The 19,885-nt window shown below is 69.9% G+C and carries 23 protein-coding genes and 1 pseudogene; 16 read left to right on the top strand and 8 right to left on the bottom strand.

Going from position 1 to position 19,885, the window contains the following annotated elements; translation table 11 throughout:
• Genes Prum_RS23355 through Prum_RS23365 form a run of 3 tightly spaced genes read left to right on the top strand, consistent with a single transcriptional unit; the run spans position 1 to position 1,646 of the window.
• A complete protein-coding gene (locus Prum_RS23355; RefSeq protein WP_173078438.1) occupies positions 1-180 on the top strand; it encodes a hypothetical protein in 180 nt (59 codons plus the stop codon).
• Between the two features lie 9 nt (positions 181-189).
• A complete protein-coding gene (locus Prum_RS23360) occupies positions 190-1,044 on the top strand; it encodes a biotin--[acetyl-CoA-carboxylase] ligase (RefSeq protein ID WP_173078439.1) in 855 nt (284 codons plus the stop codon).
• A gap of 44 nt (positions 1,045-1,088) precedes the next feature.
• The gene (locus Prum_RS23365; RefSeq protein ID WP_173078440.1) at positions 1,089-1,646 is read left to right on the top strand and encodes a PH domain-containing protein; all 558 of its coding nucleotides are present in this window, start codon (positions 1,089-1,091) and stop codon (positions 1,644-1,646) included.
• Between the two features lie 3 nt (positions 1,647-1,649).
• On the opposite strand, the gene Prum_RS23370 is transcribed toward Prum_RS23365, so the two are convergent.
• The 4 genes from Prum_RS23370 to Prum_RS23385 form a co-directional block, all read right to left on the bottom strand.
• On the bottom strand, positions 1,650-2,147 hold the full coding sequence (locus Prum_RS23370; RefSeq protein ID WP_173078441.1) for a MaoC/PaaZ C-terminal domain-containing protein: 498 nt from the start codon (positions 2,145-2,147) through the stop codon (positions 1,650-1,652).
• A gap of 8 nt (positions 2,148-2,155) precedes the next feature.
• Entirely contained in the window at positions 2,156-2,806 is a 651-nt protein-coding gene (locus Prum_RS23375) for a GtrA family protein (RefSeq protein WP_173078442.1), read from the bottom strand.
• Positions 2,807-2,877: 71 nt separating this feature from the next.
• Positions 2,878-3,441 carry a GtrA family protein gene (locus Prum_RS23380; protein WP_173078443.1) on the bottom strand — a complete coding sequence of 188 codons (564 nt, stop codon included), beginning with the start codon at positions 3,439-3,441 and terminating at the stop codon, positions 2,878-2,880.
• Positions 3,438-3,998, bottom strand: a complete 561-nt coding sequence (locus tag Prum_RS23385) for an RNA polymerase sigma factor (protein WP_246278044.1) — start codon at positions 3,996-3,998, stop codon at positions 3,438-3,440. Before Prum_RS23385 ends, Prum_RS23380 begins: the two co-directional genes overlap by 4 nt.
• A 324-nt stretch (positions 3,999-4,322) precedes the next feature.
• Here Prum_RS23385 and Prum_RS23390 point away from each other — a divergent pair, with 324 nt between their 5' ends.
• The 3 genes from Prum_RS23390 (at position 4,323) to Prum_RS23400 (ending at position 8,134) form a co-directional block, all read left to right on the top strand.
• Positions 4,323-6,155 carry a phosphoenolpyruvate carboxykinase (GTP) gene (locus tag Prum_RS23390; protein ID WP_173078445.1) on the top strand — a complete coding sequence of 611 codons (1,833 nt, stop codon included), beginning with the start codon at positions 4,323-4,325 and terminating at the stop codon, positions 6,153-6,155.
• A 68-nt stretch (positions 6,156-6,223) separates the two neighbouring features.
• The gene (locus tag Prum_RS23395; RefSeq protein WP_173078446.1) at positions 6,224-7,330 is read left to right on the top strand and encodes a geranylgeranyl reductase family protein; all 1,107 of its coding nucleotides are present in this window, start codon (positions 6,224-6,226) and stop codon (positions 7,328-7,330) included.
• Between the two features lie 33 nt (positions 7,331-7,363).
• Positions 7,364-8,134, top strand: a complete 771-nt coding sequence (locus tag Prum_RS23400; RefSeq protein WP_173078447.1) for an isoprenyl transferase — start codon at positions 7,364-7,366, stop codon at positions 8,132-8,134.
• Positions 8,135-8,317: 183 nt separating this feature from the next.
• Here Prum_RS23400 and otsB read toward each other — a convergent pair whose 3' ends face one another.
• The 3 genes from otsB to Prum_RS23415 form a co-directional block, all read right to left on the bottom strand.
• Complete coding sequence (otsB, locus tag Prum_RS23405) at positions 8,318-9,154, bottom strand: trehalose-phosphatase (RefSeq protein WP_173078448.1); 837 nt, start codon at positions 9,152-9,154, stop codon at positions 8,318-8,320.
• 64 nt (positions 9,155-9,218) lie between these two features.
• Positions 9,219-9,587: a hypothetical protein gene (locus tag Prum_RS23410; protein ID WP_173078449.1), complete on the bottom strand. Its 369-nt coding sequence runs from the start codon at positions 9,585-9,587 to the stop codon at positions 9,219-9,221.
• A gap of 168 nt (positions 9,588-9,755) precedes the next feature.
• On the bottom strand, positions 9,756-10,196 hold the full coding sequence (locus tag Prum_RS23415) for a helix-turn-helix domain-containing protein (RefSeq protein WP_173078450.1): 441 nt from the start codon (positions 10,194-10,196) through the stop codon (positions 9,756-9,758).
• A 243-nt stretch (positions 10,197-10,439) separates the two neighbouring features.
• Here Prum_RS23415 and Prum_RS23420 point away from each other — a divergent pair, with 243 nt between their 5' ends.
• The 9 genes and pseudogenes from Prum_RS23420 (at position 10,440) to Prum_RS23460 (ending at position 18,046) form a co-directional block, all read left to right on the top strand.
• On the top strand, positions 10,440-10,766 hold the full coding sequence (locus tag Prum_RS23420; protein ID WP_173078451.1) for a hypothetical protein: 327 nt from the start codon (positions 10,440-10,442) through the stop codon (positions 10,764-10,766).
• Entirely contained in the window at positions 10,763-11,065 is a 303-nt protein-coding gene (locus Prum_RS23425; protein WP_173078452.1) for a hypothetical protein, read from the top strand. Before Prum_RS23420 ends, Prum_RS23425 begins: the two co-directional genes overlap by 4 nt.
• 360 nt (positions 11,066-11,425) lie before the next feature.
• Positions 11,426-12,769: an RNA 5'-3' helicase PhoH2 gene (gene phoH2 / locus Prum_RS23430; protein WP_173084071.1), complete on the top strand. Its 1,344-nt coding sequence runs from the start codon at positions 11,426-11,428 to the stop codon at positions 12,767-12,769.
• A gap of 215 nt (positions 12,770-12,984) precedes the next feature.
• Positions 12,985-13,667: pseudogene (locus Prum_RS23435) on the top strand (aggregation-promoting factor C-terminal-like domain-containing protein).
• A 75-nt stretch (positions 13,668-13,742) separates the two neighbouring features.
• Positions 13,743-14,540: a serine protease gene (locus Prum_RS23440; protein ID WP_173078453.1), complete on the top strand. Its 798-nt coding sequence runs from the start codon at positions 13,743-13,745 to the stop codon at positions 14,538-14,540.
• A 16-nt stretch (positions 14,541-14,556) separates the two neighbouring features.
• The gene (locus tag Prum_RS23445; RefSeq protein WP_246278045.1) at positions 14,557-15,216 is read left to right on the top strand and encodes a rhomboid family intramembrane serine protease; all 660 of its coding nucleotides are present in this window, start codon (positions 14,557-14,559) and stop codon (positions 15,214-15,216) included.
• Between the two features lie 84 nt (positions 15,217-15,300).
• Complete coding sequence (locus tag Prum_RS23450) at positions 15,301-16,269, top strand: NAD(P)/FAD-dependent oxidoreductase (protein WP_173078454.1); 969 nt, start codon at positions 15,301-15,303, stop codon at positions 16,267-16,269.
• A gap of 5 nt (positions 16,270-16,274) precedes the next feature.
• A complete protein-coding gene (locus Prum_RS23455) occupies positions 16,275-17,330 on the top strand; it encodes a sensor histidine kinase (RefSeq protein ID WP_173078455.1) in 1,056 nt (351 codons plus the stop codon).
• Entirely contained in the window at positions 17,327-18,046 is a 720-nt protein-coding gene (locus Prum_RS23460; protein ID WP_173078456.1) for a LytR/AlgR family response regulator transcription factor, read from the top strand. The genes Prum_RS23455 and Prum_RS23460 overlap by 4 nt, the downstream gene beginning before the upstream one ends.
• A 148-nt stretch (positions 18,047-18,194) precedes the next feature.
• Here Prum_RS23460 and glpX read toward each other — a convergent pair whose 3' ends face one another.
• Positions 18,195-19,220, bottom strand: coding sequence for a class II fructose-bisphosphatase (gene glpX / locus Prum_RS23465; RefSeq protein ID WP_173078457.1), 1,026 nt, complete (start codon positions 19,218-19,220; stop codon positions 18,195-18,197).
• Positions 19,221-19,322: 102 nt separating this feature from the next.
• Here glpX and Prum_RS23470 point away from each other — a divergent pair, with 102 nt between their 5' ends.
• Positions 19,323-19,862, top strand: coding sequence for a DUF4245 domain-containing protein (locus Prum_RS23470; RefSeq protein ID WP_246278046.1), 540 nt, complete (start codon positions 19,323-19,325; stop codon positions 19,860-19,862).
• Positions 19,863-19,885 lie beyond the last annotated feature (23 nt).

The raw sequence follows: 19,885 nt of genomic DNA on the forward strand, positions 1-19,885 counted from the left end.
ATGGTGTTTGGTATCGCCCTGGTGCTGAGCGGGGCGGCGGTGCTCTTCGGTCTGCGGCGCGCGCTCTGGCCCCGGATCCCCGACGAGCCACCGGTGGAGCTCGACCATGACTACGACGCGCAGCCGATCTACGTACCGGCCGACCGCGGCACCATCTACGTCTCCGAGATCCGCGATTAGGCTCGACGGGTGAGTTCGCCCTACACCGACCTGGACCGGCCGCCGCTCAACGCCCGCCTGCTGTCCCGGGCGCTGGTCACCGAGGCCGGCCCGTGGACGCGGCTCGACCTGCGGGCGGAGACCGGCTCGACCAACGCCGACGCCGCTGGCGCGGCCCGTGCGGGCGAGCCGGAGGGCCTGGTGGTCGTCGCCGAGCGGCAGACCGCCGGGCGAGGGCGCCGGGACCGGGCGTGGACCTCGCCCGCCCGCGCCGGGATCACGCTCAGCGTGCTGCTGCGCCCTGGCGTACCCGTGGCGGAGCGGGACTGGCCGGCGGTGCCGCCAGCGGCGTACGGGTGGCTGCCGCTGCTGGCCGGCGTGGCCCTGGTCGAGACCGTCACCCGGCTGGCCGAGGTGCCGGCGGTCCTCAAGTGGCCGAACGACCTGATGGTGGGCGACCTCAAGTGCGCCGGCATCCTCGCCGAGGGCGTGCCGAACGGGGTCGGCGCGGTCGTGGTCGGCATCGGTCTGAACGTGACGCTCCGCGAGGACGAACTGCCCACCGACCGCCCGGCCACCTCGCTCCGGCTGGCCGGTGCCGCGCTGACCGACCGGGATCCGCTGCTGCGGGCGCTGCTGCGCGGGCTCGGCGACTGGTACGGCCGCTGGCGCGGGGCCGGTGGCGACGCCGAGGATTCCGGCCTGCGCGAGGCGTACCTGCACCACTGCGGCACGGTGGGGCGCGCGGTGCGGGTCCAGCTACCGTCCGGCGCCGAGTTGGTCGGCGAGGCGGCCACGGTGGACGCCGGCGGACAGCTCGTCGTGCGGGACGCCGGCGGAGTTCAACATTCTGTCGCCGCCGGAGACGTGCTCCACGTGCGATAAGGCGCTACCGTCAGCCCGTCACAAATGTGAATGAGGAGGTTGGCGTGGCCTTTCCAGAAGACGTGCTCACCAAGGACGAGCACGTCGTGCTGCACATGCACCCGCATTGGAAGGAGGCGATCCGGCCCGTCTTCGTGCTGGTGCTGGCCCTCGCCGGCGTGGTGGCGGCCGCGATCCTGCTGCCGTCCGGCGGTGCTGGCACGATCACGGCGTACGTGGTCGCCGCCGTCGCGCTCGTAATCGTGCTCTGGCTGACCCTCTGGCCGATCCTGCAATGGCGTACGACGCACCACGTGTTCACCAACGAGCGGGTGATCCTCCAGCACGGCGTCTTCTCCCGCGACCGGCGGGACATCCCGCTCGGCCGGGTCAACGACCACACGATGAGCCAGACGTTCGTCGAGCGGCTGCTCGGCTGCGGCACGCTCACCATCGAGTCGGCCGGCGAGCGTGGCCAGTCGGTCCTGCGCGACATGCCCCAGGTCGAGAAGGTCCAGACGACCCTCTACGAGCTGATCGAGACCAATCACGACAAGCACAGCCTCGGCGACGAGGAGATGCGCGAGATCATGAAGGAGACCCGGGAGCAGCCCCAGCAGTGACCTCTACGTGGCCGCCGGCCCGCGCAGGAAGAACCAGCCGCGGAAGCGGATGCGGAGTACTTCCTGTGCGGGTACAGCCTGGTTGGGCTCCCGGCGGGCCATCGTGCCCTGCAGGGTGACCGTGCCGATGCCGGGCTTCGCCACGGACGGGCGGCGGTCCAGCACCTCCAGCTCGGTGGCGAGCTTGTCGCCGGCGCGTACGGCGGCGAGCCAGCGCAGCTCCTCCAGCCCGGGTGACATGTCCGCGGCGGCCCGGTCGAGCACGTGGTCGACGTACGCCCGCATGAAGAGGCTCACCGTGTAGAAGCCGCTGGCGATCGGCTCGCCGTACTCGCTCTGCGCCGCCATCGCCGGGTCGACGTGGTACCACTGCGGGTCGTACCGCTGGGCGAACGCCAGCATTTCGTCGCCGTCCACCGTGGTCACACCGAGGTCGAAGCGGCGTCCAGGCACCAGGTCTTCGAAGAAGAGCTCGGCTGCCGCGCCGGTGCCCGACCGCACGGCCGGACTCAGCGCGTGGTCGAGCGGCGGGCCGCGTCCAGCTCCGCGGCGAACTCGGTGTCCAGCTCGACGTCGATGGGTGAGATCAGCTCGGCCTCAAGCGGCTCGGTCAGCTGGTCGAAGTCGCGTCCCTGCGCGGGCACCGTCGCCGACGTGGGCTCTTCCTCCATCGCCTCGACGATCTCGGCCACCGGGTCGAAGTGGTGCGGGTGCTCGGCGCCCGCCGGCACCGGCCGGAAGACGAACGTGCGGTAGGACCAGAACCGGAACGTCATGCCCAGCACCAGGCCGACGGTCTTGACCAGGTTGAGTGCCAGCAGTCCGTTGATGTCCATGCCGTACTTGGCCACCGCGAGCACGCCCAGCTCGATGAGCAGGCCGGCGAGGTTGAAGAGGAAGAACAGCGTGTATTCGCGCCGCACCGCCGACTTCGTCCGGTCGCGGAACGTCCAGTGCCGGTTCATGAAGTACGACGAGGTCGTCGCCACCACGGTGGCGATGACGGTCGCCTTCAGTTGCCCATCCGCGAGGACGGTCAGCACCAGAACGTTGAACAGAGCGTAGTTAAGGACGGTGTTGGCGCCGCCTACCGCTCCGAATTTGAGCGCCTCTCGAAGGAATTTCTGCCAACGCTCGGGAAGCAGGCGGACAAGACGCATTCGGCCACCTTACGACAGTTCGGCGACCGCGTGCCGGCGGCCGGCTGGAGGTTTGCTGAAGGTCACGCCCGCTACTTGCTCTCCGTGACTACAGCGGGCACGCCCTGTGCATCGGGATTGAGAAATACCCAGCGCCGGTACGACCAAAACCGGAACGTGGTGCCCATAGCGGTGCCCACGAAGTTTGCGGAAATGTTATCGATCACGGGGCTCTGGAATACCGGCCAGATGTTGCCCAGGACGTAGTGGGAAATGGCCAGAGTGGCGAGGCTGAAGCCGAGGCCGATGGTGTTGAGCACGAAGTAGAGCACGTACTCGCGGCCGAGGTTGGAACGGGCCCGGTGGCGCCAGGTCCAGAAGCGGTTGCCGACAAACGCGACGGTCGCGGCGATCGCGGTGGAGAAGACCTTGGCGGTCAGCGACTCCATGTCGAGCACGGTGAGCGCGATGTTGAAGAGCACCAGGTCGACACCGAAGGCGATGGCCCCCACCGTGCCGAACTTGCCCAATTCATGGACCAGGTGACCGAAACGCTCCCAAAGCCGACGCAACAGTCCCGGTCGCGAGGCCGGAGATGCGGGAGGCTCCCCAGTGACGGTCGCTGACACGTCCTTGAGGGTACCGGCTGGGGTCATCCTTCACTGGCCGCCTCCCGTTCGTAGATCTGGCGAAGCCGTTCCCGCGCGCGGAAAGCGAGCGCGGCCACGCCGCCCGGAGTGAGGCCCAGCCGCGGCGCGACCGAGGCCAGCGGCTCACCCTCCACCTCGGTGTGCCAGAGCACCCTGCGCCACCGCTCGGGGAGTTGGGCGAACGCGCGGGCCGCCTGGAGTCGTTCCAACTGCCCCACGATCGGGTCCGGCGGCGGCTCGCCCCGGTCGTACCGGGTGAGGTCGTCGGTGAACTCGAGCCGCTGGTCCCGGCGTGCCCGGTCGTAGCGGACGTGGCGCAGCGTGGTGTGCAGGTAGGCGCGGAACGCCACGTCCGGCCCGCGCCCCGCGCGTAACACCGCGAGCACCTTCGCGAACGTCTCGGACACGAGGTCGTCCGCGTCCGCCGGGCACCGGACCAGCGTGTACGCCAGCCGTCGGGCCGCGCCCGCGTGCCGGACGTAGAGCGCGCCGTACGCCGTGACGTCGCCACCGCGTACGGCGGCCAGGAGATGCGCATCACTCAACTCGACCTGGGTCGTCACTGCCGCCTCCATTGGGGGATGAATCGGGCGGTACCAGGAACTAACCAGCACCTTAGGGCAATACGGGCGCGGTGGGTAGGGTCCAAAGTGCCCACAGGAAGGTTTGCGCGAAACTGCGCGTGGGAGCGCGAAAAACGTCGGCAGAGTGCAGATCTGCCGTACCTTGTGCAGATTTTCACAACCGTCCGCGATGCCCCGCACAGCGGTTCGGCTTACGCTGAGCTGAAATCCCGGTGACAGCTTTTCGGGCGCGACGGACCTTCGCCGCGCCTGGTCCCGCGCATCCCAGATTTCCAGGTCAGCGTCGACCAAAGGAGACATGTCATGACAGCTCCTCCGGCTACCGTCCGGGGGCTCGACAGTGCCCCGACCCATCATCAGAAGCTGCTCTCCTGGGTGCGCGAGGTCGCCGAGCTGACCACGCCCGATCGCGTCGTGTGGTGCGACGGCTCGAACGCCGAGTGGCGGCGGCTCACCGACGAGCTGGTCGAGGCCGGGACGCTGGTCCGGCTCAACGCCGACCGCAAGCCGAACTCCTTCTGGGCCCGTACCGACCCCTCCGACGTGGCCCGGGTCGAGGAGCGCACGTTCATCTGTTCGGTCGACGAGGCCGACGCCGGACCCACCAACAACTGGATGGCCCCGGCCGAGATGAAGCGCACGATGACCGAGCTCTACCGGGAGTGCATGCGCGGCCGGACCATGTACGTCGTCCCGTTCTGCATGGGATCGCTGGACGCGCCCGAGCCCATGTTCGGCGTGGAGCTGACCGACAGCCCGTACGTCGTGGCGTCGATGCGGATCATGACGCGGATGGGCACCGCGGTGCTGGAGGCGATGGGCGACGACGCCCCGTACGTGCCGGCACTGCACTCGATCGGCGCCCCGCTCCAACCTGGCCAGGCCGACGTGGCCTGGCCGTGCAGCCAGACGAAGTACATCTCACACTTCCCGGAGACCCGCGAGATCTGGTCGTACGGCTCGGGCTACGGCGGCAACTCGCTGCTGGGCAAGAAGTGCTACTCGCTGCGGATCGCCAGCGTCATGGCGCGCGACGAGGGCTGGCTCGCCGAGCACATGCTGATCCTGAAGCTCACCTCGCCCGAGGGCACCGTCCGCTACGTCGCCGGCGCGTTCCCGTCCGCGTGCGGCAAGACCAACCTCGCCATGCTCCAGCCCACCATCCCCGGCTGGAAGGTGGAGACGGTCGGCGACGACATCGCCTGGATGCGGTTCGGCGACGACGGCCGGCTCTACGCCACCAACCCGGAGTACGGCCTGTTCGGCGTCGCCCCCGGCACGGACTGGAAGACCAACCCGAACGCCATGCGCACGCTGGACCGGGGCAACTCGGTCTTCACGAACGTGGCGCTCACCGACGACGGCGACATCTGGTGGGAGGGCATGGGCGAGCCGCCGGCCCACCTCACCGACTGGCACGACCGGGACTGGACGCCGGACTCGGGCGAGCTGTCCTCGCACGCCAACTCGCGCTTCTGCACGCCGATCACGCAGTGCCCGATCCTCGCCGACGAGTACCACGACCCGCGCGGCGTGCCGATCGACGCGATCCTCTTCGGCGGCCGCCGCAAGACCACGATCCCGCTGGTCACCGAGGCCCGCGACTGGGTGCACGGCGTCTACATGGGCGCCACGCTCTCCTCGGAGACCACGGCCGCCGCGGTCGGCCAGGTCGGCGTGGTGCGCCGCGACCCGATGGCGATGCTGCCGTTCATCGGGTACCACGGCGGCGACTACTTCCGGCACTGGATCGAGATGGGCAAGGGCGCCGATGGTGATGCGGCCAAGCTGCCCAAGATTTTCTACGTCAACTGGTTCCGGCGCGGCGAGGACGGCCGCTTCCTGTGGCCCGGCTTCGGCGAGAACTCCCGCGTACTCAAGTGGATCGTCGAACGCCTGGAGGGGCGCGGCGGCGCGATGGAGACGCCGATCGGCCAGGTGCCGACACCGGACGCGCTCGACCTGACCGGCCTGGACCTGGCCCCGGAGGACGTCGAGGCGGTGCTGCGCGTCGACGTCGAGGAGTGGAAGGCCGAGATCCCTGCGGTCACCGAGTGGTTCCAGCAGTTCGGCGACAAGCTCCCCGGCGTCCTCTGGGCCGAACTCGACGCATTGCGCGCCCGCCTCGGTTCTTAATGATCAGGGCGTCCTTCAAGTTGCTATGACGACTTGAGGGACGCCTTGATCACGGGGAGGGTTGACGGGTGAGCGTCTACGACGTAGCCATCGTGGGGGCGGGGCCGGCGGGGGCTAGCGCGGCCCTCGCCGCCCGGCGGGCCGGGGCGAGCGTGCTCCTGCTGGACCGGGCCGACTTTCCACGCGACAAGGCGTGCGGCGACGGGATCGCCCCGCACGCCTTGGACGTACTGGCCGATCTGGGTGTGCCCGACGCGGCGGAGGGGTTCGCGCCCGTGCCGGCGTTACGACTCGTGGGGCCGGGCGGCCGGGCGGTGGCCCGGCCGCTGCCCCGCCCGGCGTACACGGTGCCGCGCAAGGTCTTCGACGCTCGGCTGGTGTCCGCGGCGGTCACCGCGGGCGCGGAGTTGCGCCGGCACGTCGTACGCCGGCTTGAAGAACGCGACGAGCTGGTGGTGATCGACGACGCTTTCGCCGCGCGGGCCGTGGTCGGCGCCGATGGCGCCGGATCCGTCGTCCGCCGCGGCTTGGGCTTCGCGCCCAACCCCGACGGCCATCTCGCGATCGCCATCCGGGGGTACGCGCCGGCGCGTGCACCGGTCGAGCAACTGATCCTGACGTCCGCCGCGCGCTGGCCGGCCTACGCGTGGTCGTTCCCCATCGGGGACGGGTCGGCGAACATCGGGTACGGCGAGGTGCTGCGCGGCCAACCGGTGACTCGTGCCCACCTGTTGGACCGTCTTTCGGCCCTCCTGGGTGTGGATCCGCTCACGGTGGGCGGCCTGCGTGCCCACCACCTGCCGCTGTCCACCCGGCGACCGCCGCCCGGACGCGGCCGGATCGTCCTGTCCGGGGACGCATTGTCGCTGATCAACCCGTTCACCGGAGAGGGCATCTTCTATGCCGTGTTGTCCGGTGCGCTCGCCGGCGCGGCGGCGGTGTCCGGCGCCGGGGCGGCCGCGCGGTACGCCGACGCGCTCCGCCGCCGCCTGGGCCGGCACCTGCGGCACAGCCGGGCGGCGGCCTGGCTGGGCGGGCGGCGGCGGATCGTGGACAGCGCGGTCCGGGCCGCCGACCGGGACCCGCGGGTGTTCGCGGCGCTGGTGGAGCTGGGTCTCGGTGACGGGCTTCTCAACGCGCGCACATTGGCCATGATCGGGCTCGAAGCACGGTAGTGGTTCCGTCCGGTAAGCCCTACTCTGCATAGGGTGAATCTGCGGAGCCTTGTCTACTCGGTGTACGAGCGGCGGCTGACCGGAAAGCTGGCCGGCAAGCCGGTGCCCAGCCACGTGGGTGTGATGTGCGACGGCAACCGGCGATGGGCCAAGGAAATGGGGTACGTCGACCCCAACGACGGCCACCGCGTCGGAGCCGCCAAGATCAAGCATGTGCTGGGCTGGTGTGACCAGGCCGGCATCGGGCACGTGACGCTCTACCTGCTCGCGACGGACAACCTGAGCCGGCCCGCCAGCGAGTTGGACCCCCTCCTGCAGATCATCGAAGACCTGGTCACGGAGTTGGCCGAAGAGGGCAACCCGTGGCAGCTCCGGGTCGTCGGCGCGCTCGACATCCTGCCGACCGGGACGGCCACCGCGCTCAAGGCGGCCCAGGAACGCACGATCGGGCGCACCGGTGGGGCACAGGTCAACCTGGCGGTCGGCTACGGCGGCCGGCGCGAGATCGCCGACGCGGTGCGCTCGCTGCTGAGCGAGCACGCCGAGGCCGGCGGCACGATCGAGGAACTGGTCGAGGTGCTGGACGTGGAGCACATCGCCGAGCACCTCTACACGCGCGGCCAGCCCGACCCGGATCTGATCATCCGGACGAGCGGGGAGCAGCGGCTGTCCGGCTTCCTGCTGTGGCAGTCGGCACAGTCCGAGTTCTACTTCTGCGACATGAACTGGCCCGACTTCCGCCACATCGACTTCCTCCGCGCGCTGCGCGCCTACGGCCAACGCCAACGCCGCTACGGCGCCTAACCCGCCGCGCCCCCTCTCCGCGCCCCTCTCTGCCCGCCTCTCCACGCGTCGATCAAGGATTTGCGCGTCGATCAAGGGCAAACGGCCGTGCTTTGATCTCCAATCCACGACCATTCGCCCTTGATCGGCGTAGAAATCCTTGATCGACGCGCGGAGAGACGCGCAGAGAGGGGCGCGGCGGGGTTAGGAGCGGAGGGTTTGGAGGGCCTCGGCGAGGAACTTGCCGAGCGCCTGGGGCGAGTCGAGTGTGAGATCCGCCGCACGGGCGACCTCCTGACCCGTCTCCGGGTTGGCCACCGCGACGCAGATGCCGAAGAAGTGCGGGTCGGACGCCTCCAGGGCGCGCAGCGCGTCGAACGCCTTGATGTCCGAGACGTCGTCGCCGAAGTACCAGGCGCATCCGGCGGTGCGGGCGACCTCGCCGATCACGATGCCCTTGTCGCGGTCGACGGGCGGCTTGAGCTCGATCACCATGCGGCCGGTCTGCACCTTCAGCCCGAGGCGCTCGGCCTCGGCCCGGCCCCACGCCTCGACCTCGCCGGCGACCTGCGGGTTCGTACGGTAGTGCAGGGCGACGGAGAGCCGCTTGTACTCCACGAGGGCGCCCTCGGGCAGCTCTTCGCGGGCGCGTTCGGCCAGCTCGGCCATGGCGGGCACCCAGGGCAGGGCGGCCGGCTCGGTGACCGTCTCGCCGGCGCCCCGGCTGTGCTCGAGGCCGTAGAGGCCGTACAGGTCGACCTCGGGGAGGTGGCCGAACCGTTCGCGCAGGAAGTCGACCGGGCGCGCGGAAACGACCGCGACGCGGCGTACCACCTCGGTGAGGCCGGCGATGGCCGACATGACCTCGGGTACCGGCTGCACCGCGTTGGGGTCATCACCGACGGGCGCCACGACGCCGTCGAAGTCGAAAAAGAGCACGCACTCCGCGGCTCGGGCGGTGGTGATCTGCCACGCCTGGTCGGGAGTCAAGGGACGGGACGGGCGTTGGTTAGCCGCGTTTCCCGCATCGTTCGGCCGCACGCGCGTCAGCGTACCCGGTGATTGACCTGGCGGCGCCGTGCTCGCGCACAAGTGGGTGTAAGGGTCAGTCGTCGCGTCCGGTCATGGCGCGGCGGCCGACCGCCCGTGATCCCAGCGGGACCACTGTGGCGTCCTGGCTGTGGCTGAGCAGGTAGCCCTCGACGAACCCGGAGTTCCGGTCACCGGTGTGGTTGTCGAGTTCCGCAAGCCGCATAGCCAGGAATTCGGTGAGCGCGCTGAGCCGGTCGTCGAGGCGCTGGTAGTACTCCGCGATCACCGCGGTCACGCTGGCCACCGACGCGCACGCTAGCGCGAAGAGGTTGACGACGACCGGCACCGGGTGACCGGACAACGTCGCCACAAGGATGTTCGCGGTTACGCATAGCGTGACCGCGACGGTCGCGACAACGACCGCAGTCCATTTCAGGGGCATGGCAAACCCCTCCCTTTGTCCCGCAGGGCTGTTTCCGGCCTTGTCCCGTCCCCCGCCGACGACGAGCCCAAGCAGTACGAAAGGGGACGGTAGCTTGCCGTGACCGTTCGCGGGCGAAGTTAGGTCATGCAAACCGGGGATCTTTCACCATTTGGAGACTTAGCGTGCCTAGCTGGCCCGTTTACGCCCTTTGCGGGTTTCTGTCGGCACGGATGGCCGGTACGCGAGGTAGCGGACCGTCTCTCTGATATGGAACTTCTCTGCGTCGGAGACGTTGGGGTCGACGAGGCGGCGCAACAGCGCTTCGACGTCCGGGTCCATGGGTGGCGCGGCGGGAGTGGGGCGGGCCGGCGAGGTGTCGGCCCAGCCAAGTACGCCGAACGCGACGGTCGGGTTGATGCCAAGCCCTTCGCAGAAGGCGACGACCCGTTCGGCTTCCGGGTCGCTGGCCCACTCGCCGCGTACCCAACGGTTGATGGTTTGGCGGGAGACGCCGGTGCGGCGGGAGACCTCGGAACCGGTCCACGCGCGCGTCGTGCGCGCGTCCTCAAGCGCCTTGCGTACGAACGCGGCGAAAGCGATCTTTCGCCCAGGGGGGCTGTCCGGCACCGGGTGACGGTACGGCCCGTTCGGCAGCCCTCCGGCCCGTAGAACGTGGTTGTACTGCGGGCGTGACAGGGGTGTTTGCTTCTTATCGAGGGGTGACACATGGCTAGACTAGGTGGACTTTGGTCTGTTACTAATCATCCGAAAAGATGATGCTGTCACGCGTATGTGACGTCGTACTCTCTGTCACGTGTCTGGGACGAATAGTACGCAAACGTGTCACGTAGACGTGACAGAGGTGGACGCATGACCGACGTTGGGACGCGGGCGGAGGCTTTTGGGTTGATCGCTAACGGGGTGGCGGCCGGACTAAGCGCCCCATGGCGGCTCTACCTGGCCCGCGGGTCGCGGTACATCTCGCTCAATGTGGGCAATCGACACGAGTGGGACTCCTGGCGGACCCACCTGGGCTGTCCGGAGCTGAGCGTGCGGGTGTACGAGGCCGGCGGCGACATCCGACGGTCCTCGGTCGCCGAGGTGATGCTCGGCGGCTGCCGGATCAGCGTCGAACTCGTCGAGGAGGTGAGCATGACGGACATCAGCCGGCTGCTGGACTCCGAGGTGGATCCATGAGCCCCTTTTTCGCGCTGTTTTTCGTACTTCTGCTGGGATCGTCGAGCTATGCGGCCGGACGGCTACACGGCCAGCTCAGCTATCGCGTCGGGTACCGGTTCGGGTACCGCCAAGGCTATTTCGACGGCGACCGCGGGGCGTGGAACCGGCGGCGCCGGGAGGCGCAGGAGGCGACCGCCTCGGTAATCGAGGCCCCACCCCCGTTGCCCGTGGTGGTACGGCAGGGAACCACGTACACCAGCGCCTCAGTCGTGGGAGCCGTTTCCAGCGGCGGAAGGCACTCCACCCGAGTGGGGTGACGGCTCCCCGGGGGATCGCCCACCAGACCGGTGGTGGGCGGTCTTGCCGGTCGGGGTGCGCGCAGGGGGCACGCATCCTGACCGGCCCCTCCCAGCCGGTCCGTCCGACCCTGGGTCCCAACCGCCCGGCGGTCGGACGGGCCGGCGCCGCCATATGTGAGACACGGCGTGCCGAACGTCCTGTACTAGCCCAAGCAGGCATCTGCCAGTTAGCTTCTAGGCATGGCGCGGGGTCATCCCAAGCCATCCGGCCCGCCCGGACCATGCGTTTACCGCCACGGGACCACGCATCCGATCCCGTGTCTCCGGGCGCCGGACGTGGGCGGATCGCGGGCGGTCCGGGTGCACGCTCGCCGGGAGATGGCCTGTGACAACACGCCGTACCAAGTCCCCCGCCAAGCGGCACCGGAGCCGGCCAACAAGACGTACGTGCTGGACACGTCGGTGTTGCTGTCCGATCCGGCGGCGTTCTACCGCTTCGTCGAGCACGAAGTGGTCCTGCCCTTGGTGGTCATCTCCGAGTTGGAGGGCAAGCGACACCATCCCGAGCTGGGCTGGTTCGCCCGCCAGTGCCTGCGCATGCTCGACGAACTGCGGATCAAGCACGGCCGGCTGGACGCCCCGCTCCCGGTGAACGAACTGGGCGGCACCCTGCGGGTCGAGCTCAACCACGCCGACCCGTCCGTCCTGCCGCAGGGCTTCCGGAACGAGTCGAACGACGCCCGGATCCTGTCCGTCGCCCTCGGCCTCGCGGCCGAGGGGCGCGACGTCACGCTGGTCAGCAAGGACATGCCGCTGCGGGTCAAGGCCGCCTCGGTCGGCCTGCACGCCGACGAGTACCGGCACGGCCAGGCCAGCGACCCGACGTGGACCGGCATGGCCGACCTCGAGCTGGGCGAAGGCCAGGTCAACCAGCTGTACGCCGGTGAAGCCCTGGACGTCGACGAGGCGGCCGGGCTGCCCTGCCACACCGGCCTGGTGCTGCACTCGCCGCGCGGCTCCGGGCTCGGCCGGGTGCTGCCCGACAAGACGGTACGGCTGGTGCGCGGCGACCGGGAGGCGTTCGGGTTGCGCGGGCGCTCGGCGGAGCAGCGAATCGCGCTCGACCTGCTGCTGGACGAGTCGATCGGGATCGTCTCGCTGGGCGGTCGCGCCGGCACGGGCAAGTCCGCGCTCGCCCTCTGCGCCGGCCTGGAGGCCGTGATGGAGCGGCGCCGGCACAAGAAGGTCATCGTCTTCCGCCCGCTATACGCCGTCGGCGGCCAGGAGTTGGGCTACCTGCCCGGCTCCGAGGCGGAGAAGATGTCGCCGTGGGCCCAAGCTGTCTTCGACACCCTTGGCGCGGTCGTCCACGAAAACGTCATGGAAGAGGTCATGGGCCGCGGCCTGCTCGAGGTCCTGCCGCTGACCCACATCCGTGGACGGAGTTTGCACGACGCCTACGTGATCGTCGACGAGGCGCAGTCGCTGGAGCGCGGCGTACTCCTGACGGTGTTGTCCCGGATCGGCCAGGGGTCGCGGGTGGTGCTGACACACGACGTGGCTCAGCGCGATAACCTGCGCGTCGGCCGGCACGATGGCGTGACTGCCGTGATCGAGGCGCTCAAGGGGCACCCGATCTTCGCGCACGTGACGTTGACCCGTTCCGAGCGGTCACCGATCGCGGAGGTCGTCACCGACTTGCTGGAGGACATCCCGCGGTAGCGGCGGTAAAAGTCCGTATTCGCCCCGATAAACGGCGTGGCGCAGGTCACAAAGATGGCCTGCGCCTCCCCATCCGCCTCACCGTGCGCAATGGTGTCCTGCGGGCACCCGTGCACCACTGGTAACCCTGTGGAGCTGGATGCCTACGGCGTGGAGCAATCGAACCCCCGATGGTTCTCCGCGCCGTGTCCTTGCCCCGACGAAGGGACCTCTTCGTGAGTCGGCTGTGGAGCCGGTTCGGACTCCGAGCGCTCGCCGTCATGTTGCTCCTTGTGGGCGTTACCGGCGGGGCATACCTCGGTCAGGACCGGAAGATCCAGCAGCAAGGCGTGAGCGCCCAGCTCGCCCTCGACGCGGACCAGGAGGAATTGCAGTACCTCAAGGATCGGCACCGCGAGTTCATGGCCGACAGCGCTCAGCAGCGCGAGGCCGAGCGGATCGCCGCCGAGAAGGCGGCCGCGGCAGCCAAGGCGGAGGCCGAGCGGGCCCGCAAGGCGCAGGAGGCGGCCAGCCGCAAGAAGCGCGAGGCGGCCGAGGCGAAGGACGACACCCCGGCGAAGCCGTACACGGGTCCGATTCCGGCGTCTTGCAACGAGTTCAGCGGCAACCGCAAGACCGGCTGCGCGCTGATGATCGCCGCGGGCTTCAAGATCGACCAGTTCCCGTGCCTGGACAAGCTGTGGACGAAGGAAAGCGGCTGGAACCACAAGGCCCGCAACTCGTCGTCCGGTGCGTACGGCATCGCGCAGGCGCTGCCCCGAGCAAGATGAGCTCGGTCGCGGACGACTGGGAGACCAACCCGGCGACGCAGATCAAGTGGGGTCTGAGCTACATCAAGGGCCGGTACGGCGACCCCTGCGGGGCGTGGGCGCACTCCCAGGACGTGGGCTGGTACTAGCTGGCGTTTCGTTCGCCGCGCGGCGGCATGGATGACCCCATAATGGGCAAACTGGTCCATTTCGGGGGAACGCACATGCGAGCTTGGCGGTGGATCGCCGCGCTGGTCGCGGCCGCGACGGTGACATCGGCCTGGGCGGGACCCGCCCAGGCCGATCCGGCGCCGGCGCCGCCGATCGAGATCGTCGGAGGGGTACGCGCCGAGCCGGGCCAGTTCCCGTGGGCGGTACGCCTCTCGGTGGGCTGTGCCGGTGCGCTCACCGCCCCGCGGGTCGTCCTGACGGCGGCCCACTGCGTCAAGGGCACCGGCCTCGACAGCAGCATCACGGTGACCGCTGGCTCGGTCGACCAGCACTCGCCGGACGCGATCCGGGTGAAGTCGACGTACGTCAAGCGGGCCCCCGGCTTTCGCGACGCCACCCGAGGTGACGACTGGGCGCTGATCCAGCTCGCCGAGGAGCTCGACCTGCCCCTCCTCCCGCGCGCCGCCGACAGCGCGTACGACCGCGGCACGTTCACCGTCGTGGGTTGGGGTGCGACCCGTGAGGGCGCGACCAGCCAGCAGCGCTACCTGCGCGCGGTGGACGTGCCGTACGTGTCGGACCGGGCCTGTGGCCGGGCGTACCGCGAGGCCGGCTACGAGTTCGTGTCCCGCGACATGCTGTGCGCGGGTGACACCCGGCGTGGCGGCATCGACGCCTGCCAGGGCGACTCCGGCGGGCCGATGGTCCACCGCGACGACGCCGGCGAGTGGGTGCAGGTCGGCATCGTGAGCTGGGGGATCGGCTGCGCCCGCCGCGACTACCCGGGCGTTTACACGCAGGTTTCCGCGTTCGTTGAGGCGATCGAGCGGGAGACCCGGGCCTTGAGCTAGCGGGCAATACTGGGGCGTGGCTTTCGACGGCACCACTCCCAGCGGTGACCCGAACCGCTTCGGCACCGAGGCGTTCTATGCCGCGCTCGGCCGGGCGTTCGTCGCGATGTGCGCGATCGTGCCGGTGCTCTTCGTCATCGAGGCGTGCGACGGCTGGCTCAACAACTCGTTCGACGCGGCCGGTGGCATCGTGCCGCGCCGCATCAACGGCCTGGACGGCGTGTTCTTCGCGCCGTTCCTGCACCACGGCTTCGACCACCTCTACAGCAACAGCGTGCCGCTGATCCTGCTGGGCACGTTCGTGCTGGCCGCGGGCGGGCGCCGGTTCCTCTACGCCACGATCTTCATCGTCCTGGCGAGCGGCCTCGGGGTGTGGTTCACCGGCAGCCCCAACACGGTGGTCGTGGGCGCCAGCGGGGTCATCTTCGGGTACCTCGGCCTGCTGCTCATGCGCGGCCTGGTGGAGCGGAGCTGGTGGAACCTGGGGGTCGTCGTCCTCGTCGGCCTGCTCTACGGCTGGCAGCTGCTCGCCGGCATCCTGCCGGGCGATCCGCAGGTGTCCTGGCAGGGCCATCTCTTCGGCTTTCTGGGCGGGCTGGTGGCCGCGATCCTCTTCCGCCGGCGGCACCCGCGCTACGACGATTACTCGGCGGGTACGACGTTCACCTTGCCATGATCGGTGAGACGGTCCTTGCCGCGTACGAGGGAGTGTGCCTACCGTCGGGTCCTGCACGTCAGACGAAACGATGGCGGTGAGTGAATGCGCGAGATCGATGTCGCGATAGTGGGTGCCGGACCGACCGGTCTCTTCGCGGCGTACTACGCCGGGTTCCGCGGGCTCTCGGTGGCGCTGATCGACGCGCTTCCGGAGCCGGGTGGGCAGGTCACCGCCATGTACCCGGAGAAGGCGATCTTCGATGTCGCGGGCTTTCCGGTGATCAAGGGGCGCGACCTGGTGGCCAACCTGGTCGAGCAGGCCGCGCCGTTCAACCCGGAGTACATCCTCGGTGCTCGCGCCGAAGAGCTGTCCTACGTGGATGACCGGCCGGTGCTGTCGCTCGGCGGTGGCGACAAGCTCCTGTGCGGGGCCGTCATCATCACCGGTGGGCTGGGCAGTTTCAGCCCCCGCCCGCTGCCCGCCGCGGACGTGTTCGAGGGCGGCGGGCTGGTCTACTTCGTGCCCCGGCTCGCCGAGCTTGAGGGCCACGACGTGCTGATCGTCGGCGGCGGCGACTCGGCGTTCGACTGGGCGCTGGCGCTGGAGCCGCTGGCCAAGTCCGTGACGCTCGTGCACCGCCGGGAAAAGTTCCGCGCGCACGCCTCGACCGTCGCCCGGGTGCAGCAGTTGCCGGTACGCATCGTGGTCAACGCCGAGGTCACGAAGGTCCACGGCGGCGACCGGATCACCGCCGCCGACATCACCGTCAAGGCCGGCGGCACCGAGACCGTGCCCGTCGACACGGTGGTCGCCGCACTCGGTTTCACGGCGGATCTCGGCCCGCTCGCCGAGTGGGGCCTGGACCTGGACAAGCGCCACATCCTGGTGGACAGCACCATGGCGACGAACCGCCCGCGAGTGTACGCGGCCGGCGACATCGCGGAGTACCCGGGCAAGGTCCGGCTGATCGCGACCGGCTTCGGCGAGGCGGCCACCGCCGTCAACAACGCCGCGGTGGCGATCGACCCGTCGGCCCACCTCTTCCCGGGCCACTCCTCCGACGCCGGCTGACATGCATGCTTCCCCCGCGGCTGCGCCTCTATCTCCTGTGGACGCTGGTGGCGACCGCGTGGTGGACGGCGTTCACGTGGGTCAGTGCGCTGCGCACCCAGCAGACGCTGCGGGTCAGCGGTGACTTTGCGTCCACATGGGACCTGCTGTACGGCGAACTTGTCGTCGCGCTGCCCTGGGTGCCGATCACGGTGTTCGCGCTGTGGCTGGCCGACCGGTTTCCTCTCGGCGGCCCGCGCTGGTGGGCGATCCCCGTCCAGCTCGGCGGCCTCGTCGTGGCGATCGCGGCCCGCGCCGCCGCGCTCGCCGCGCTCAAACCCAAGATGGGCTGGTGGCTGGACTTTGCGACCACGCGCGAGATGCTCGCGTACCACCTGCAGACCGACGTGTTCACCTACGTGCTCATCCTTGCGGCGGCCCACGCGGTCTACTACGCCCGCGCGCACCGGCTGCGGGAGCGGCAACTGGCCCGCGCCGAGCTGGCCGCGCTGCGCGCGCAACTCCAGCCGCACTTCCTCTTCAACGCGCTGAACACGATCGCCGCCCTGGTGCCGGAAGACCCGGACAAGGCCGACCGGATGATCATCGGGCTGGCCGGCATGTTGCGGCGCTCGCTGGAGAGCGACGGCCGCCTGGAAGTCCCGCTGCGCACCGAGCTGGAGGTACTCGCGTCCTATCTGGACATCGAGCAGGCCCGGTTCGAGGATCGGCTCAAGGTGGCCTGGCAGGTGGAGCCGGAGGCGCGGAGCGCGCTCGTACCGCCGCTCGTCCTGCAACCGTTGGTGGAAAACGCGATCCGGCACGGCCTGTCGCCGCGGGCCGCGGCCGGCACACTGTGGCTCACCGCCGGCCGCCAGGGCGACTGGCTCAAGCTGAGCGTCGCGGACGACGGGCTCGGCCTGACCCACGGGGCGCTCCGCGATGGGATCGGGCTGGCCAACACGAGGGCCCGCCTGCGCCAGCTCTACGGCGACCGCCACGAATTCACCATCGCACCGCGGGACGGCGGGGGAGTCGACGCCACCATTTCGGTGCCGTACCGGACAGGGGACCGGCGATGATCCGTACCCTCATCGTGGACGACGAACCGCCGGCCCGCCGGCGCCTGCGGTCCCTGCTCGCCGAACGGTCCGATGTGGAGGTTGTCGGCGAGTACGGCACGGCCCGCGCGGCCGTGGCGGCCATCGAGAAGACCAGGCCCGATCTGGTGTTCCTCGACGTGCAGATGCCGGAGGGCGACGGCTTCGGCGTCGTGGAGGCCCTCGGCGGTGAGCACGCGCCGGCGATCGTGTTCGTGACGGCGTTCAGCGAGCACGCGGTGCGGGCCTTCGACGTGCGCGCGGTCGACTACCTGATGAAGCCCTTCGCCCGGGAACGACTGTGGGCGGCCCTGGACCGGGTGCGCGACCAGCTCCCGGACGCCACGCCTTCGGCGGTCGGGCCGCTGCGGCGGCTGCCCGTCGATGTCGGACGGCGCATCCGGCTCGTCGACACGGACCACATCGACTACCTGCGCGCCGAGGGAAACTACGTTCGGGTGTACGTCGGCAGCCAGTCCTACCTGGTCCGGGAGACCCTGACCGGGCTGGCCGGGCGGCTCGACCCGGACCAGTTCCTGCGCGTGCACCGATCGCTGGTCGTACGGCTGGACCGGGTCCGCGAGATCGAGACGCTCGACCATGGTGAATTCGTGCTGCGGCTGGACGGCGGCACCGCGCTCATCACCGGTCGCAGCTTCCGCGAGCCGGTGCGGCTGGCGCTCGGCCTGTCCCGCTGACGCTCCGGTTCGTCCGCGCCGTCCGCCGGCTCGTCCCATCGCGCCCCGATGCGACCCGGCCCGCCCGTAGCGTTGCTGGTGCACGCACTTGGGAGAGATCGGGCCGGCGGCCGAGGGCAGCCGCCGGCCCGATCGGTGTGTGCTTCTCCTATGCCAGCTCGGCGAGCGGGCGGCCATCGAAGTCGACCGCCGAGTAGCGGGCGAGCTTCTCCAACCGGTGGTACGAGTCGATGACCCGGATCGTGCCGCTCTTGGACCGCATGACGATCGACTGCGTGAACGCCCCGCCGGCCCGGTACCGCACGCCCTTGAGCAGGTCACCGGTGGTGATGCCGGTGGCGACGAAGAAGCAGTTGTCGCCGGTCACCAGGTCGTCGGTGGTGAGCACCCGGTCGAGGTCGTGCCCCGCGGCGAGCGCCTTTTCCCGTTCGGCGGCGTCGCGTGGCCACAGCTTCGCCTGCATCGCGCCGCCCATGCACTTGAGCGCGCAGGCGGCCGTGATGCCTTCCGGCGTACCGCCGACGCCGACCAGCACGTCCACATCGGACTGTTCGCTCGCGGCGGAGATGGCGCCGGCGATGTCGCCGTCGGAGATGAAGCGGATCCGGGCGCCGGCCTGGCGTACCTCCCGGACCAGTTGCTCGTGCCGCGGGCGGTCCAGGATGCAGACCGTCACGTCGGAGACGCCGGAGTTCTTGACCTTCGCGACGCGGCGCAGATTTTCCGTCACGCCGGCGTTGATGTCGATGACGTCCGCGCAGTCGGGGCCGACCGCGAGCTTTTCCATGTAGAAGACCGCGCTCGGGTCGAACATCGCGCCGCGCTCGGCCACGGCCAGTACGGCGAGCGCGTTCGGCATACCCTTGCTCATCAGCGTGGTGCCGTCGATGGGGTCGACGGCGACGTCCACCTCGGGTCCGGTCCCGTCGCCGACCTCTTCGCCGTTGAAGAGCATCGGGGCGTTGTCCTTCTCACCCTCGCCGATGACCACCACGCCGCGCATCTGGATCGAGTTGATCAGCTTGCGCATGGCGTCGACTGCGGCCCCGTCGCCGCCCTCCTTGTCGCCGCGGCCGACCCAGCGACCGGCGGCCATCGCGGCGGCCTCGGTGACCCGGACCAGGTCCAGGGCGAGGTTGCGGTCGAGGTCCTGCGGGATACGAGCCTCGGTCATGACGGGTCCTCCTCGCGACGCTGCGGGGCGCTGGCTTGCCTAAATCCTGTCATGATCGAGGGGTGAACGCCCGTTCGGGGCGAGTACTGGGATGATGGTTACGTGGATCAGCAGACCGTCGCACCGCCGCCGTCGACCAACACGCGCCGCCCGCGCGACATGGTGCTGTCGATGGCCGTGCTTCTCGTACCGGTCCTGATCATCGTGCTGATCTACCGCGTCGTGCAGGGCGGCGACCAACCGGTCAAGGTCGACACCGCGCCCGCCCTCGACCAGGCGCGCTCCGTGGGCGCGTTCCCAGTGAGCGAGCCCTCCGGGCTCGACGACGGCTGGCGGCCCATCAGCGCGACATTCCAGACCGCCGACGGGGGCAAGGTCCTGCGCATCGGGTACGTCACGCCGTCGGGCGCCGGGGTGCAACTCGTGCAGAGCGACGTACCGGCCGAGCGGCTGCTGCCGGCGGAGCTGACCGGGAGCGGCCAGCCGCGCGGGGCGACCGACATCGCGGGGCAGAGCTGGCAGCGCTACACCGCCCGCCCAGGTGAGCAGGCGCTGGTGCTCCTGCAACCCGACCGCACCGTGATCGTCGTAGGCAGCGCCGAGGAAACCGAACTCCGCATCTTGGCCACCGCCGTCACCTAACCCGCCGCCCCGATCAGTGCCCG

Source organism: Phytohabitans rumicis (assembly GCF_011764445.1).
Classification (GTDB): Bacteria; Actinomycetota; Actinomycetes; order Mycobacteriales; family Micromonosporaceae; genus Phytohabitans; species Phytohabitans rumicis.

What these genes read in the sequence shown, in the direction of transcription:
- Prum_RS23420 (WP_173078451.1), top strand. Translation starts at nt 10,440, where the DNA reads ATGACCGACGTTGGGACGCGGGCGGAGGCTTTTGGGTTGATCGCTAAC.
- Prum_RS23455 (WP_173078455.1), top strand. Translation starts at nt 16,275, where the DNA reads ATGCTTCCCCCGCGGCTGCGCCTCTATCTCCTGTGGACGCTGGTGGCG.
- Prum_RS23425 (WP_173078452.1), top strand. Translation starts at nt 10,763, where the DNA reads ATGAGCCCCTTTTTCGCGCTGTTTTTCGTACTTCTGCTGGGATCGTCG.
- phoH2 (WP_173084071.1), top strand. Translation starts at nt 11,426, where the DNA reads ATGGCCTGTGACAACACGCCGTACCAAGTCCCCCGCCAAGCGGCACCG.
- glpX (WP_173078457.1), bottom strand. Translation starts at nt 19,220, where the DNA reads ATGACCGAGGCTCGTATCCCGCAGGACCTCGACCGCAACCTCGCCCTG.
- Prum_RS23410 (WP_173078449.1), bottom strand. Translation starts at nt 9,587, where the DNA reads ATGCCCCTGAAATGGACTGCGGTCGTTGTCGCGACCGTCGCGGTCACG.
- Prum_RS23450 (WP_173078454.1), top strand. Translation starts at nt 15,301, where the DNA reads ATGCGCGAGATCGATGTCGCGATAGTGGGTGCCGGACCGACCGGTCTC.
- Prum_RS23355 (WP_173078438.1), top strand. Translation starts at nt 1, where the DNA reads ATGGTGTTTGGTATCGCCCTGGTGCTGAGCGGGGCGGCGGTGCTCTTC.
- Prum_RS23390 (WP_173078445.1), top strand. Translation starts at nt 4,323, where the DNA reads ATGACAGCTCCTCCGGCTACCGTCCGGGGGCTCGACAGTGCCCCGACC.
- Prum_RS23460 (WP_173078456.1), top strand. Translation starts at nt 17,327, where the DNA reads ATGATCCGTACCCTCATCGTGGACGACGAACCGCCGGCCCGCCGGCGC.
- Prum_RS23380 (WP_173078443.1), bottom strand. Translation starts at nt 3,441, where the DNA reads ATGACCCCAGCCGGTACCCTCAAGGACGTGTCAGCGACCGTCACTGGG.
- Prum_RS23440 (WP_173078453.1), top strand. Translation starts at nt 13,743, where the DNA reads ATGCGAGCTTGGCGGTGGATCGCCGCGCTGGTCGCGGCCGCGACGGTG.
- Prum_RS23375 (WP_173078442.1), bottom strand. Translation starts at nt 2,806, where the DNA reads ATGCGTCTTGTCCGCCTGCTTCCCGAGCGTTGGCAGAAATTCCTTCGA.